We start from the raw sequence: 15,173 nt of genomic DNA, 5'->3' as shown, positions 1-15,173 counted from the left end.
TTTAGTATTTTATGTGATAAAAAAAAATGTTCTTAGAGGGCTTAAAACGAACTATCTGATGCTTTGGAACAATAACAGGTGTATTGTGGGGTGGAGGAGGAGTAACAGTACGTTCCTCTATTGTTCTTACACAAAAACTACCGAAGTTATCTAAAGATACCCTTTTGCCTTCATCTAATGCCTCACTTGCTGCTCCCAAAAGAGCTTGTAAACTCTTTCGTAAAGTTTCTTGTGATAAACCTGAACGTGTCTTTGCAAGACGAATAAGTTCATTTAATGTAATTGTTCTTTCTTCCATATGCTATCTTCATTTATTTGAAATTATTTGTATCTCGTTATGACTTCCCAACTGTAAATTAAGTGCAAGAATGTGACCATACTTATCAAAAGCCGTAAATGGTTTTTGTAAATGACCATTAGAAAGGAGTTCTTTTGCATCCTGCAAATTTACTTTATGACCATAATAATGCTTCCATATTTTAAAATTACAGCCATGTTTATAATTAGAACAATTGAAAGCTGTTGTACCAACAAGAATATCACCTCCACATTCAGGACACTTGCCTACAAATGATGTTAGTTCAACCTCTCCATGTGAGCCTCTTGATAAATAGGCACAGAACCACTTTCCTTGCTTATTATAAAATCCATCAAGTATGTCCCCTCTTCCATTGCAGAAGGCTTCTGCTTCTTCTGGGGATATAAACCTATTACAGATGAAATTTGAAATATGAAAGCTACAAGTCGGATTTGCATTAAGACTATTTTCACACGCATACCCAAAACGAGTTAATATAATCTTGCCACCACAGTCAGGACATACAGCATTGAGTGTTATCTTTTGTGTTTCTACAATATATCCTTTATCCTTAACTATAGTGAGATGTCCTTTATATGAGAAACCTCTTTGATCAGATAAAGTAAGTTCCTCTGTTCTACCATTCTGTATCAAGTGGTGTATCATCGAGTCTGTGAATGCGATACCATGCAAATGTAATGGTAGCGAAAAACGACAAAATTTTCCATTACCTGATGGCTTTAGTTTATTCGTACATACATAATCTCTATTGGTTCTAATAATATGTCCTTCACCACACACAGGACACAATCCCAAACCTCTTTCTATTTTTTCCATTAAAGTATCATTAAATTGAACGTGGATCTTTTAAATCGGCATTATATATGAACAAGTTTACATTCCAATCACGAATAACACCTTCTATAATATTTTTTCCTGACATAACAGCAGCCCATCCTTCTGGGTCAAGTTTGAAAAACAAATCTCGCCAACGCAATGTTTGAATTTCCCATGCAAGAAGATATAGAGAGGTGTTGATGTTCTCTAACTTGCTTAACACGGTATTGCAGATGTAATAGCGTTCTGCTGAGTTAAGTAGATTAACCTTATGCTTCTTGTCTATTATATTACCTTTCTCATCAAACTCTTTAGTATTGTATGTACCACTGGTAACAAGCTGCTCTAAGAAAGGATATAAACTCATCATTTCTGTTGTCAGGTTAGTAAGTTCACTACCAACCACAGTAGAAAGGAAAGTACCCTGAAAACCTCCTATACGAATTGCCTTACGAACATTCCCTATATTAGCAGGGATATCTTTCGTTACTAATTCACCAGCTCGTTTGATTTGGTAAAGGTTCTGAAAAGCTCCTTGTACATTTGCCATATATCCAAGTACTTTATTTTCCACCTTGTGCATTTTATCCAATGCTACCGTTACAACCGCTTCTGTCTCTATAATCTTCTTCTGAGTTTTATTACGTTTAGAATAAATACTTTGAAGAGTTCTCATTTGAATAATTATGGCGCTTGTTAAAGCTGGATCTACTTGTGCTACAGAAGCAGAGATAGAAATTCTGTTGATACATAGAAAAATAGCAATAATAGCTATTGTTTTACTGATTTGTAATTTCATATATTCTTTTGTCTTGTTTACATTTTTCTACTCGATTACGAATTATCTGTACTAAAGGGAGAGTTGCTTTTACTCCATATATGCACATTAAGCTATCAGTTTTATCTGTTGATATTATGCTAATAGTCTTAACTTTCCATATCTTTTGCAAAAGAGTTTGTGTTTCTCTATAATCCACAACACGGTAAAGCTCGATATAGTCCGTATGTCGTGAGAAAACACCTTGAATACGGCTCAAAGTAGAATTACCAACAATCCATATAACAGCTGTAAGCATAATGTATCTAACTGTGAGCACAACCGCCAATATCAAAGAACAAGAAGAAATACCTATTTGAATATACCGGTTATCTATAGCTCTTGACAAAGGCATAGCAACAATACTCATAAAAAAAAGACAGCTTATCCCTAAGTTTTCAGCAAGGAACTCTTTATAGTTTGGCTTTATTGATATATCCATAATACATTTATATCTTAATTCCACCAGTCCTTCTTTTATGAAGGTTTTCGTCTCGTTCATACTTGTTTTTTGAAAATATCATAGTGGAGGGCTTATTCTGGATAACATCATTCCAGTCTTTGAAGGCTGCAGGAGCCTTTTCTATTCCGTATTCTCGTTTGAAAGGAATAATAGAGCGCAAACTATGTAAGTTGGCAGTTTCTGCATTAAGGATATGAATTACTCCATTATTATTTACATCTATCATTTTATTATGTTGATTGATTGAAAGAGGTACTTTCTCAATAACACTAACCATTCGCATTCCATAAATACGACCAGGAATGTCATTGTCAAAGCAATCTACAGCACGGGCATATGAATAATAGTTCATTATACCTGCAATCTGTTGATTAGAGAATGTACCACCAATAGATACAAAAACAGACTTGTCCAGTTCTCCCTGTAGTTTTGCTTTGTTTGCTTGAAAGAACGCCATAATGTCATAAGCACTTTCTGCAAAAAACACATGCTTTATATCTTGCGGATTGTTGTTTTTGGAGAAATCAACAATCCACGCTGCCGTAGTAGAGTTTGTTCCAGTTGCTTTTCGTTTGAAACTCCCATAGCCACGTATTTCATAGCCTTCAACTTTATCACTTCCTGGTTGTTTATAAGGAAAACCTATATTGAAGAAATCCTTTTCAATTCGATTGTCCTTAATCTGTTGAATCCAAGGAGCAAATGTTTCTACAGTTTCTCGCTTTATACCTCGTTGTTTAAAGATATATTGAGCCTTATCAATATTCTTCATGATAGGCTTTGTCTGATAAAGTTTAGGGTCGAATTTTTTACTATCAGTACTTAATTGTGCATAAGGGCGAGGAACTTTTTCTTCAATAGGTTCATTTGCAAACTTTGCCATAACTTTACTAATTAAGTCCCAATTGTTACGCCGCGATATGCCAAAAGAACCAGCATTCTCTTGAATGAAATTAATCACATCGCCACGTTGCCCATTACGACGAAAGAAAGTTTGTTGTGCCTTATCATTTAAATGGCTAACAATAATCGTATCTTTCCTTCCGCCAGCACCATCAGGAAGAACGAACTCTACATATCTTCCGAGTCCAGCCTTCCTGTCCACTTGATAACCTAAGCTATATGCTACGTCATCAATTCCTACCTTTGACTTCAAAGCTTTGAAGTCTATTTGATATTCCTTCATAGGCTTATCATATCTTTAATCCTTGTGAAATATGCTGTGAAACTTTTGGCATAGATAATTCTTCTCCATAATGCTTTTTTACAATATCAGAAAGCATCTTATCTTTTTGAGAATTATCACTGATTTTGAGGTAGCTAACAGCTGTTTTGTTATCTATAGGCTTAGACTCTAATTCTTGACCATCTACAGATGCACGAACAACATAATTACCTGTTGGTTGCTTATATATTCCTGCTGTAATTGAAGACTTTTCAGAGTCGCTACGACTAATGTTTAATATCGGCTTTTCTCCTAAAGCAAGTTTTTGCTCATCAATTTTTTCAAGAATAAGATGTGAAGCCTTATTCACGTCTGCCATCACAGACATGATAAATCGAGGTTCTTCACGAAGCGTATGAAGCCAACTGTCAATATAAGCTGCATTATTATCCGTAATTCGCTTATCAAAGCCCATGGTATTACCAACCATTGCTGCTGACAACTCTGCCACAAGCTCTTCCTTTGCGTATTTAGGATCTCCATAACGTCCTTCCATATTTCTGTTTAGACGCTCAGCTGTACCTGTAGAGTGTGTCATTTCATGTAAAGCAGTAGAATAATACTCCATGCCATCCTTGTAAATATCGCTTTCTGTTTTCCCTATCTTGAATTGCTCTTTCTGTGGAATCACAATAAAATCATGAGTGGGGCTAAAAAACGCTCTATCAGATGGTTTGTCGCAGTGAATTTTACATAACCATTCTTGATACTCGAACATTCTATCAAGAGCAGCGTTCTTATACATTCCTTGTGTATCTGTAACTTTGGGGGACTGGAACTGCGCAACAAGTTTTTCGTATTTTTCTTTATTGACCTCTTTCATGTTAGTTTGGTCAATATTGTAGACACGGAAAGAGCGAAGAAATGGGCGAGCTTCACAGTGTTCCCGTTCCTCTTTAGACATATCTCTATAATCTGTCAAAGAGACTTTTTCCCCTTCTGCATCCTTAATATTCCAATCCCAGTACACTACAGGCATAGCTTTCGCTCCTTTATTAAGGCGCAAACCTTCTTTTTCCTTCTGAAGGAATGTAAGATATATAGGAGCTGCATAGTTATTCATTGCGGTGTGCATGAATAGGAATAAGGAATTTGTACCCGAATAAGTTCTGCCATTCAGATTTTGGGGTATTCCTTGGAATCCTTTTCCTCCAATCCAGCCTTTCTTCCACTCACTTGCCTTAACTTCTTCAAGACGAGAGATAATCATTTCAGCAAACGCTTCTACAGCCTTAGCGCTGGAGCTTTGAGAATTGCCTTTATTATATTGGTATGCCATTGTCCTTACATAAGAAAGTCTAGATTATCAAAAAAAGAGGCATCTGTTTGTTCGAGAAACAACTCTGCATTATCTTCATCAGCTTCTGCACCTCTGTCATTAAGCCAAAGCTTGTAGCTCTCTCCATACTCACTTTGCAGGAGAAACTCTACCCATCCTATTCGTCCTTCCTGCTTAAGCAGTTCTAACTCTTCAAAAGATTTTCTTTCCATATAGTTTATTGTAATTTTGAAGTTTGCCACACCTCACTCTAAAGTGAGGTTGTAGTAATTTGATTTTAAGTTTCTTTGCAATTACTCATATTTATCTTTTTAAGCCATGTGAGCGTTCTAATGGTTTACTACGAGACAATTCTTTAATATCCTCTGTCAAATACTTTGCAGCCAACTGTTCTCTCGTAGCTGTCTTAGACTTAAAAAGAGAGTAGAGATCATTACTTGAAACTTTATGTTCAGGGGTCTGTCCTTTGTTTCCTAAACTGGCAGAAATAAGCCAGTTGCCATCAGGTACTTTTCTAACACGAACTTCTTGGATTGGTATGTTGTCAGGTAATTTGTATTTCTCATACGCTGACTTTAGATGAAGTTGTTCGCCAATTACCTTTTCTGCTATTTGCCCTTTGCTTTGTGTTTTATCAAAGTAGGCATCTAATTGGTCATGACTTAAAGGGGTAGCATGGAAACGTTTATTACCCATCTCGGCATACAAGAGGTACTCTCCGAAATGTGATTTTTCCTCATTACGTTGTTTATATACTCTGAACTTGGTTAATTCATTTCCATCTGAAAGTTTGAGACTATCAAAGTCTTCTTTATCCAACTGTTTTGCTATCTTAGTTGGGTAATATTTTTCAAACATATCCTTAACGGATAGTTCTTGTTTCATGAAGGCTTCTACGTCCTGTGGCTTAACAGCCTTTGGATGTAAGCCTACACCATCGAGGCGAGCATAGAAGAAATATTTTCCTTCCTGTTTTGGTGATTCATAAAGATTTGCAGATGTAACTTTTTGACCATTCTCAGTAATAAGCTGTGGAGCAACAGCTTTCTTCACTTCGCTAACAAGATAATCATAGAACTCAGGACGAATATTTTCAGGATGATAATATCTACGCTTTTGAGCATCATCACCTGGTACAGAACCAGCAAAAGAAATGTTGTCATTCCAAGCGTATACACGACTTAGAGATATACCTTTATCTTCTCCAGTACCAGCAACAACACCCTTTTGAGTTCCAAAATCAGGGAGAACAACCATTCTTGTAGTACCCATTGCTGCCTTAATATCATCTATAAATTTTTGTTGCTGATCTGATGTTGCACCAATTGTTTCAGATGATTTTTGAGGGTTTCGATGATTATCAAGTTTTACATCTTCTTCCTGTCTTTTACTCTGAGTTTCTTGCTTATGCAGTATATTTTCAACTTGATCAACAATAGCTACACGTTCTTTTGCTTTAATCAACATCGGGAGATATGTGTCAAGTTCGTGTTTAGGGAATTCTACTTGTTTTGTCCCATCTTGCTGACTTGATAGTTCGATTCCAAGATGCTTTGACGCTTTCACAGCATCTTCATTATATGATTTAAAAGAATCACCAACACGAAAAAGAAGTAAAGCGTCTGGGTGTTGTTCCTTCATTGAAGTATACCTCTTCATAATAGGTGACAAAGAACTGCTATCAGATTGCTTTTGAGTCCGACTTTCATTTGCTTTATAGAGCTGTTTTACATCATTGGTTGAATTTTCGGATAATCCATAACGCTCTATATTCATCTTTACTTCCTGCGCTTGAACTTTGCGGAATACTTCATAAGTTCCTCCAACTACACTGTTGTACACAACCGCATAGTTCTTGTTTTCGCGCAAAAGTTCGTCTCCTTTATTCTGCAATGGTGACTTAAAAGTGCTATTGAGGTTTATAGCTTCGCCATGATCATAGCTGGCAACAGTAGTAAGCAGTTTATTTAAATGACCTCTTTTGTGCATAGCACTAATATCTTTTATATCCTCTCCTGCTTGCAAATAAGCAACAGAGGAATAAAAGACTTCTGATTTCTTTGCAGTCTTTTTATCAGAAAGACTCTCTGAATCTCTCCGAACGGCTTTTTCCTGCTCCACCAACGGTTTTACTTTTCCTTCCATATGAATGATTGTTTATTATGTGTAGCTGAAAGAATCCTCCATTCGCAGCGCACAAGCATATCTATCATATCCTGCCAGTTCAACCACGATGTGGACATATTCTTCCCATTCTGTTTCTTTGAAATTTTGAAAAGCCCAGTATTAGAATCATAGCTTTCAATAGAAAGCAAATAGTTGCCGTTTTGAATATTTACATTAGCATACAAATTACCAACAAGTGCTTGTAATCCACTATCAGGTCTTAACTTATAATTACGGCACTGTGCTGGAGAAAGTAAATGATCAAAAACGACTTGCCCAAATATAGTTCCTGAGTCTTGATGACGTACGAAACCAAATTCGGGCTGAGTATCTCTACCATATGGACGTGCCATAAGGGTATAGATATATTCTTGCTTATCAGAAATACCTTTAAACTTCTGATAAGACTTTAATTTATATAATGATTGTTCCCCTGCGACAGGAGATAAGTCTTCTCTGGGCATAAAACAAAATCTTATGCTCCTTGAACAACAGTCTTTAAAACTGGGGAAATATATTAAAGACTACCGAGAAGACTACTGTCAGCTAATTCGGTAATTGTATTAAAGTGTCCCTATCAAGGGTGAATTAATTATTATCTTAATCCCTAATAAAATATAGGACTATACTTGTGTTAGTAACAGGATATTTAGTGCTAAATCTTAATACCTGCTGACTTTTTTTGTTCTTCTTTGATTTCCAACTTATTTTCTTTATGTTGGAGTTTATCAACAACTTTTTGATATTCCCATCGGTTTTGATCGGTGAGAACATAACCCATAAAGCCCTCATTCGCCATATCGTATTTAATCTTTTGTTGGCGTTTCCATTCCGTCATGTCTCCTTTTACAATTTTGAAACCTTGTGGTTCTTTCAAATCGACACCAACGGAGACTTTCTCATGACCAATCTCCAGTTCGATAGGCTTCCCCTCTTTAATGGCATTTTTCTGATTCTGACCAAGCTGAATATCATTAATCTTCTCCATTTGTGCAATCTGCTCAGGAAGACGTAAATTACTCACATTCCGTTTAATAAGGGATTTTGTCTCATTATCCATTTGAATGAATTGCATTCGACGAATTCCATTCTCTTTTATCTCCTTGCGAATGGTATCACCCTGTTGCAGTCTCTCCCTCTCATTTTCAGAAAGAGAAATATCACTCATTAAACTCTTTCTGACAGGGTAAGTCATCAAATCTATCTTTCCCTCTCGATCTCTTATAAGTTGCAGTTTAAGTGGAACTTCATAAGTTATTCCACTTTCTGAACGAACATGAGCTTGAACGAGAGGAGTAACTTTACCACTCATCAAACTCTCTAATAAATCTTTTGGCATAGATAAAGTCTTTTCTCTATCAATACCAAGATTAGCTAATTTGCCGTATGGAATGTCTTTTTCCAAAAAACGATTTACCATTGCCATATCCATATATTTGTATTAATTTTGATTCAAAATTAAAAAAAAACATTGTAAGATGAAAGTAAAATCGTTGATAATTGGTACGACCTCTTTAGTGCTATTTCCATTAACAATGAAAGCACAATTCTACACTATCATGAGGGAAAAAGAAATTAAAATTACTAATAACACTGCTACGAAAAAGAAAGCTGTACGTGGTAGTCATGAAGATTATTTCTATGCTTATCAAGACTCTTTAAAATCTATAAAATCATCCAAGAAAGAAGAAGATTATCTAATCGACTTTTTTTCAACTACAGAAGGACATGAAATTTCTATAGAAAAGGATATTCCTATTTTTGTCAATGTTAAGGATAGCCTGTTATTTGGCTTGATAAAGCAACGTATGGATGTCTGTCTTCCCTTGGATTTTATTAGTGTTACGTCTAAATATGGCTATAGAAAAGACCCTTTTAAAAAATGTTCTGCTTTCCACGATGGAATAGACCTTGAGTGTAATATGAAACATGTTTATTCAATGCTTCCTGGTAGAGTTTTAAAGGTTGTGTATAGTAAAAAAGGATATGGTAATCACGTTATTCTTGATTATGGACATATACAATGCCTCTATGGGCATCTATCTGTAATAGCGGTAAGACAGGGAGATGAAGTATATGCAGGGACTATTGTAGGAATATCAGGAAGTACAGGACGCTCTACGGGACCTCATTTACATATTAAGATTTCCTCTAATGGTAAAAGCCTTAATCCTGCTCCTTTCATAGCATATTTAAATAAATATATTACAAGTTTACGTGATAAAATTGCATATGTTAGATTTGGAACAAAGCCACCTAAAGAACTCAATATCAATAATTTATATCAGATATTAGATAAATATGGTATCCTATATCCGAAGATTGTAGTAGCACAGGCTTTACTTGAAACAGGGTACTTTACTTCCAATGTATGTCTTAATTATAATAACTTGTTTGGTTTACGTCGTCCCTCTGATGGTTCTTATTATAGATTTAATAATTGGGAAGAATCGGTAAAAGCATATAGGGATTATGTTCAGTATAAATATAAGGGTGGAGATTACTTCGGTTTTCTTAATAGAATAGGCTATGCTTCTGACCCAAATTATTTGTCTAAAGTAAGAAGTATCAGTAACTCATTATAAGAGGTTTTAGATGTTGTCATAAATAAGTGATGGGAAGTAGTTTTTTATGCTACTTCCCATCTTTTTTAACTCAAAAAATTATACCTATAAAGTCCACAAAATGCACCCAATTATAATAATATCTACTTATTGACCCTTTTAGATTGCTATATTATTGATGGCTAAAAGTTCTTATTTCAGTTCCTCTAATTTTATTTTTTTTATAATACTGGTAAGCCTTATCATAGATAAATCTTATCATACGAATTGTGTTCTTGCTTACAGCTAAGATTATTTTAAGCAGCATTTTAGCTATAGAAGCTAACAGTAGTGCTACAAAAACGAGGAATTGAATTAAAAACCTACCAAAACAAAACCCAACGATACAAGCAAGAAGTACTATCATAATATTCTCTTTTTTAAGTGAAACAATTGGCTGCTAGAACCTTGATGTGATATATTTGTATATCAAATATACAAATATATTTCAACATTACTCTTATTTTCTCTTAAAGTAAATTAGCCGTTTCGGTAAGTTTCTGTATATATTCAGACTTTAGCCTAGATAGTTCCTTCTCAAATTCTTCTCTTATCACTTCTATTTTAGCCTTAACTATCGTATTTAAGGAGAAGGATTTTGTGTAATTATCTGCATCTGCAACATTGAAATCCTTTGCAAATAGGAAATCTGCTGATATGTAATTAGAGTAAAAGAGAAACAATCGTAAGAAAGAATCTGAATTAACAACTTTATCGTGTTCTATCTTAGATATTGTTATCACAGATACATCTGTTTGTTCAGCAACTTCCTGTTGCGTCATCATTAAATACCTGCGCACATTCTTTAAACGATTACCTAATTTCTCTTGCAGCAAGTTACTTACATTTTGTGTCATATGTTTCTTCATTATTTTACTGGTTTACCAGGTGGTAAAAGTTCATTAATCATGTTTTCTATCTCAGACTCTATTCTGTTAAAGTTACGACTAAGTATGACTTTCATATTTCGGTCAGAGCCAAAGTCATAAATTGGTGGAATATTCTCATATTTTTCTTCCTCAGTCTTTATCCTCTTCATGTCAAAATCAGTCTTACAGAAATACTTTGAAGTTTTAAACTCTTCTGAGTTTTCGATTTCAAAAGTAGTCATGGCTTCATTAGGAGTAGGGGTGAAATCTCGAGCAACTTGTCCAGCCAACCACCCGGTAGGCATATCAGCTATTTTTGCAGCAGGAAGCATGTGATCCATTTTCTCAGATATAGAAGTAGAAACCTTTTGGTCATTGATAGAAATTGATTTACTTGTCTGCTTTACTTTTCCAAACACATCATTCTGTGCCCATTCAAGTGTCTCTTTGTTGCGTGCAGCACCCATAAAAACATTACCACATGTAGCTATGATAGTTTGCATACCATTTTTTCCATAATCAGCTTCGAGTTGAGGTAGTTCCTGGAAGCCGAGTGTAACAGAAACTTTGTTACTTCGTGCAGTTCCGATTAGTCGATCTATTTTATGAAAATAGAGTGTTGGCAACTCATCTATTATCAAACTACAGGGATAGTTGTTTTTACTATTAATCTTAACCACAAGACGGTTTAAAATTAATGCATTTAGTGAACCTATAACCTGTTCCTTTTCAGGGTCATTAGCAATGACAAGATAACTTGGATTTTCCTTATCTGATATTTTTAGGTCAAAGTCATCACCTGTAAAAACCCAGTAGGCTTCCTCTGTGGCAAGGCGACCAGCTGCAACACGAAGTGTTCCCACCATACCTTCCAACTGATCCATAGCCTTGTTCTTAAAAGCAGATTCAAAAGGAGCCATGAGAGGCTTAATAGCTTTATCACTCATCAATATCTTGAAAACACTATCATACGATTTATTAAGGAATTGTAGCACGTGAGCCATATCAGAGTACTCTCCAGTGATAGTGTCTGGTGTAACCTTATTTCCATTACTATCCTCGTACCATGCATCTGTAATACTAACAAGACAATTATCACTGTCTTTGTAGGAGAATCCATCTAGTTCTACGAAGATGCCATCTTTGTCTAATGACATATTGACAAATTCTTCATTATTAAAATCAAGTATAACTTCTCCCTTTTCGTTAATACCAGCATAATCCGTCCATTGTCTATACACAAGTTGCAATATACCTTCTTCAACTTGATCAATATTGATTATTCGTGTATAGTGGAAGAAGCGCTTTAGCTTTTTCCCTTTCAGATAACCTGTAGGATGAAAATTAACAAAGAAATATATGATAGCTGCAAGAAAGTTTTCAGAAGCATTCTTAAAAAAAGCCTCTGAACCACCTTTTTTGTCTCCTCCTCCTTTATTGAGAGACTCTAAGAGAGTTGCTGCTGTTTCTGATGCTGCTGCTATATCGGGGATATACTTCTTTTGAATTGGATTGATACGGTTCGAGTATCTTACATTTGCGAAATTAATGATACGAAAACCACAATTCTCAGGCAAATGACCATATTTTTTGTTCTTACAATATTGATAAAGTAAATTCTTTGCGAGAGTAGGGAATTTGTAATCATATACCATCATCGTAAACCCTTTGGCAGAGTGTTGTCGAATAAAAGGGTCTATGATTCCAAATGATTTGCCAGAGCCTGGAGTTCCTAATACAAGAGTAGCACGAAAGGGATTGATAATATTTATCCACCCATGGCGCATACGTTTCTTAAAGTAAAATATCATAGGTATGTTCACAGAATACGGATTATCAACCTTATTCTCCATCTGTTGGAAACTCTCATTTTCAAAATTGAAGCGGTCATCTCCAAGTTTATGATTAAAATACTTGCTTATAGCATCTAATCCCTGATGTACGAGCATTATACCAATGACAGAACAAAAAGCATATATAATCCTATTGGTAGGAAAACCTAACATTGTTCCACCCCAGCTATCCTTATGTACTAATACGCTTGTTAAAAGAAGGTAAAAGCCAATACCTAATGGTATGACTACCATTGTTTTCATATTGAATTTCAACTCCTTTTTTGCCCTTGTCCCTGTACACGTAACAGCTATACATACCAGTTCCATAAACTTACAGCCAATAACACTATTAAAGAGCTTTAGCTTGTATAAGAAGGATAAAAGAAATTTTGTTATCGGATCACTTGTCAGAATTGGTAAATTCATAACAAGTTCAAGGATAAGGATAATATAGATACAACTTCTGAAAATATTGTATATCTGCTGTTGTTCCTTAGTTTCTTCTATTGGCATAGAGCAATTTGCGTTTATTTATCTTACGTTTATTCGCAGTACGGGTCGTATTTGTGCTACATCTTTTTTAAGGATAGATGATATATAGCCTGATTGAAGCATTATACACTTTGCATATAATTCTTCTGTTTGTGAAGAAGAACCATCTGATGTAGAACTTAAATAGGGAGAAGATGAGAAAATGTCCCCCTTGATAGTCTGCATAGACTTTCTAATAGTCTCTAAATTAGCTGATAGCATTTTAAGTTCACCAATAGATGGTAGTGCCCATCCTGTAACAGAAGAGGGGTAAGCCATTATTGCATTAACAGCAGGACTATTTCTTTTTGATTTAAGGATAGCTGCAGTGTTCTCTAAACCACATAAAAGCATCTCATTTGAAGAGACGTCAGAGACCGTGCTTAAGGTGTCAAGATAAGAGAATTGTCCTAGTTCCTTAGTATTGACAACCCACACGGTATCTTGTCTTGTGCCGATAACAACACCTACAGCATTCATTTTTGTTGCATTAAAGGATTTCTCTGATATAATCTGATTGTTTGTTAGTAAAATGCAACCAGGCGTTATGTTCACATGCCATTCGTCATCTAAATGTTCTGAACATGAAGATAACTGAAAAGACAATGATATAACGAATAACATCCATATTATTGATTTTGTTTTCATACTCTTTCTTTGATTTTTTTATAATATCTTTTTGTAGCACATAATTGTCTCTCCATTCGTTGACAAAGGGAGTGAATATGTGGTACATAGCTCCTTTGCGTAAAATGAGGCAACATTGCAATCAGACGTTCTTATTCTGTACAGGATTTTCTTACAATGGAATTTTAATACCTACAGTTAGTCCGTTTCGGAAAGTATCACCATGAATGAAGCATACGTTGTTCTTTTGTTTAAGAACAAGTTTTATTCCATTACGTAAAGTATAGCTATATTCAAAACTACCTTCTGCTCCAAAGAAATAATTGCCACGTACTGCTCCAGCTAAAGGACCGACATTGAGACGCAATGTTGAATTTCGCCAGCGAACAAGACTTTTCTTATAGACAACCCCACCATTCCAGTAGTAATTTTTCCAAAAGGACTTACTACACACCTTACCACATTCAGGATCTCTTTCCCAGCGGTTTCCAACTTCACCAAATATCTCGAAGGCATTGTCATAATTTAATTCTCTCTCAAAACCAAAACTGGCGTTTAGAGTGTTTCTAAACAGAATTCCAGTATTCAATGTAAAGAACTGATCTCCATCACCTGCATAGGTATTTAAAGTTACAATAAGTAGTAACATTAGGGGTAATAGTATTTTTTTCATGCTCATATCCTTTTCTCTTAATTATCTATTACGTGAAAGGCTTTTCATTAAATGCTCATCAAAACCATCGGCATGCAATATATCTGAATATTCTATTGGAATATACAATATTCGCCCCGATATTTGATTTTCAGAAATTTCTAAATTGAGTATCTTTTCATCAGGGAAAGTTAGCTTGTTCAACACAATAACATTACGATATCCCTTTTTGAAAGAAGTTGCTTTGTTAAGTTCATATACAGGAGTTAGCTCTATAGTTTGAGTATTAGTAGCTTTACTTTCTTTCTTATCTGTTAGCTTAACTCTTATCTCATCAATATCAAACTTAATGTTAGTGTTATTATACAAAGAGAAATCTATGAAGAAATAATCATCTATAGAATAGATGTTATTAACAACAGCCTTGATACCATATTTTTTGTAATGAATGTTATGGAAACGAGCAGATGTCCCATATATAGCCCATGCAAGACGTGCCATATCAGCCTCTGGTATCATCACATCGGGATTAGTGTAGCGTTTAGTATCATATAAATCTATATTATAGATAGAATTTGCAAGTGCTGGACCTTTCACATAGACAATATTTAATTGTGCTATATGACGTTCGCCTATCACAGTCATTGTACCTGCAAGTTCATAGTTATACATTTTACCTGCTGGCTTAATTCTTACAATATTATCTGCACATTGATTGCCAATAATATTATTTGTTGATATATCTACGAGCTTAACATTTTCGGGCATGATAATGTGGGTTGTAACCTGCTCATTTACGTATACTGTATTTTTTTGAAGATTGCTATCAAAGATGTAAGCATCTTCTAAACTTCCACGTTGGATATAATGCACCTTTGCTGTATCAGGTACAATTTCTTTATATCTCTTTTGTGCCCATGCTGTTATTGTACAAAGGCACACTAATGATAATAGCATTAATTTTTTCATTA

16 protein-coding genes are annotated in these 15,173 nt (G+C 35.0%); 1 reads left to right on the top strand and 15 read right to left on the bottom strand.

What is annotated here, in order from left to right:
• Position 1: 1 nt before the first annotated feature.
• The 10 genes from E0E16_RS00840 to E0E16_RS00795 form a co-directional block, all read right to left on the bottom strand.
• Complete coding sequence (locus tag E0E16_RS00840; RefSeq protein ID WP_117654016.1) at positions 2 to 298, bottom strand: HU family DNA-binding protein; 297 nt, start codon at positions 296 to 298, stop codon at positions 2 to 4.
• A 9-nt stretch (positions 299 to 307) separates the two neighbouring features.
• Positions 308 to 1,135, bottom strand: coding sequence for a topoisomerase (locus E0E16_RS00835; protein ID WP_130828404.1), 828 nt, complete (start codon positions 1,133 to 1,135; stop codon positions 308 to 310).
• A gap of 10 nt (positions 1,136 to 1,145) precedes the next feature.
• Entirely contained in the window at positions 1,146 to 1,934 is a 789-nt protein-coding gene (locus E0E16_RS00830) for a hypothetical protein (protein WP_165444171.1), read from the bottom strand.
• Entirely contained in the window at positions 1,915 to 2,418 is a 504-nt protein-coding gene (locus E0E16_RS14070) for a PH domain-containing protein (protein ID WP_255418083.1), read from the bottom strand. The genes E0E16_RS00830 and E0E16_RS14070 overlap by 20 nt, the downstream gene beginning before the upstream one ends.
• Positions 2,402 to 3,601 (bottom strand): toprim domain-containing protein, encoded by a 1,200-nt coding sequence (locus tag E0E16_RS00820; protein WP_130828403.1) that lies wholly within the window; start codon positions 3,599 to 3,601, stop codon positions 2,402 to 2,404. Before E0E16_RS00820 ends, E0E16_RS14070 begins: the two co-directional genes overlap by 17 nt.
• Before the next feature lie 7 nt (positions 3,602 to 3,608).
• A complete protein-coding gene (locus E0E16_RS00815) occupies positions 3,609 to 4,919 on the bottom strand; it encodes an ArdC family protein (protein WP_130828402.1) in 1,311 nt (436 codons plus the stop codon).
• Between the two features lie 5 nt (positions 4,920 to 4,924).
• On the bottom strand, positions 4,925 to 5,131 hold the full coding sequence (locus tag E0E16_RS00810; protein ID WP_130828401.1) for a hypothetical protein: 207 nt from the start codon (positions 5,129 to 5,131) through the stop codon (positions 4,925 to 4,927).
• Between the two features lie 91 nt (positions 5,132 to 5,222).
• Positions 5,223 to 7,064: a MutS N-terminal domain-containing protein gene (locus tag E0E16_RS00805; RefSeq protein ID WP_130828400.1), complete on the bottom strand. Its 1,842-nt coding sequence runs from the start codon at positions 7,062 to 7,064 to the stop codon at positions 5,223 to 5,225.
• Positions 7,049 to 7,549 (bottom strand): hypothetical protein, encoded by a 501-nt coding sequence (locus E0E16_RS00800; RefSeq protein WP_130828399.1) that lies wholly within the window; start codon positions 7,547 to 7,549, stop codon positions 7,049 to 7,051. The genes E0E16_RS00805 and E0E16_RS00800 overlap by 16 nt, the downstream gene beginning before the upstream one ends.
• Positions 7,550 to 7,740: 191 nt before the next feature.
• Positions 7,741 to 8,511 (bottom strand): DUF4099 domain-containing protein, encoded by a 771-nt coding sequence (locus E0E16_RS00795; RefSeq protein ID WP_255418082.1) that lies wholly within the window; start codon positions 8,509 to 8,511, stop codon positions 7,741 to 7,743.
• 52 nt (positions 8,512 to 8,563) lie between these two features.
• Between E0E16_RS00795 and E0E16_RS00790 the strand changes: the two genes are divergently transcribed.
• Positions 8,564 to 9,670, top strand: a complete 1,107-nt coding sequence (locus tag E0E16_RS00790) for a peptidoglycan DD-metalloendopeptidase family protein (protein ID WP_036883839.1) — start codon at positions 8,564 to 8,566, stop codon at positions 9,668 to 9,670.
• 488 nt (positions 9,671 to 10,158) lie between these two features.
• Here the strand turns inward: E0E16_RS00790 and E0E16_RS00785 are convergent, their stop codons facing one another.
• From E0E16_RS00785 to traN, 5 genes are all read right to left on the bottom strand, one after another.
• Positions 10,159 to 10,557: a helix-turn-helix domain-containing protein gene (locus E0E16_RS00785; protein WP_130828397.1), complete on the bottom strand. Its 399-nt coding sequence runs from the start codon at positions 10,555 to 10,557 to the stop codon at positions 10,159 to 10,161.
• Positions 10,557 to 12,905, bottom strand: a complete 2,349-nt coding sequence (locus E0E16_RS00780) for a type IV secretory system conjugative DNA transfer family protein (protein ID WP_130828396.1) — start codon at positions 12,903 to 12,905, stop codon at positions 10,557 to 10,559. Before E0E16_RS00780 ends, E0E16_RS00785 begins: the two co-directional genes overlap by 1 nt.
• A gap of 18 nt (positions 12,906 to 12,923) precedes the next feature.
• Complete coding sequence (locus E0E16_RS00775; RefSeq protein WP_255418081.1) at positions 12,924 to 13,571, bottom strand: hypothetical protein; 648 nt, start codon at positions 13,569 to 13,571, stop codon at positions 12,924 to 12,926.
• A gap of 151 nt (positions 13,572 to 13,722) precedes the next feature.
• Positions 13,723 to 14,223, bottom strand: coding sequence for a hypothetical protein (locus tag E0E16_RS00770; RefSeq protein WP_181951310.1), 501 nt, complete (start codon positions 14,221 to 14,223; stop codon positions 13,723 to 13,725).
• Between the two features lie 21 nt (positions 14,224 to 14,244).
• The gene (traN, locus tag E0E16_RS00765; protein ID WP_130828395.1) at positions 14,245 to 15,171 is read right to left on the bottom strand and encodes a conjugative transposon protein TraN; all 927 of its coding nucleotides are present in this window, start codon (positions 15,169 to 15,171) and stop codon (positions 14,245 to 14,247) included.
• Between the last annotated feature and the right edge of the window lie 2 nt (positions 15,172 to 15,173).

This window comes from Prevotella rectalis, assembly GCF_900607215.1.
In the GTDB taxonomy this organism is placed as follows: domain Bacteria; phylum Bacteroidota; class Bacteroidia; order Bacteroidales; family Bacteroidaceae; genus Prevotella; species Prevotella brunnea.
The sequence above is the reverse complement of the archived record's forward strand: the minus strand, read 5'-3'. Positions and strand labels throughout refer to the sequence as shown.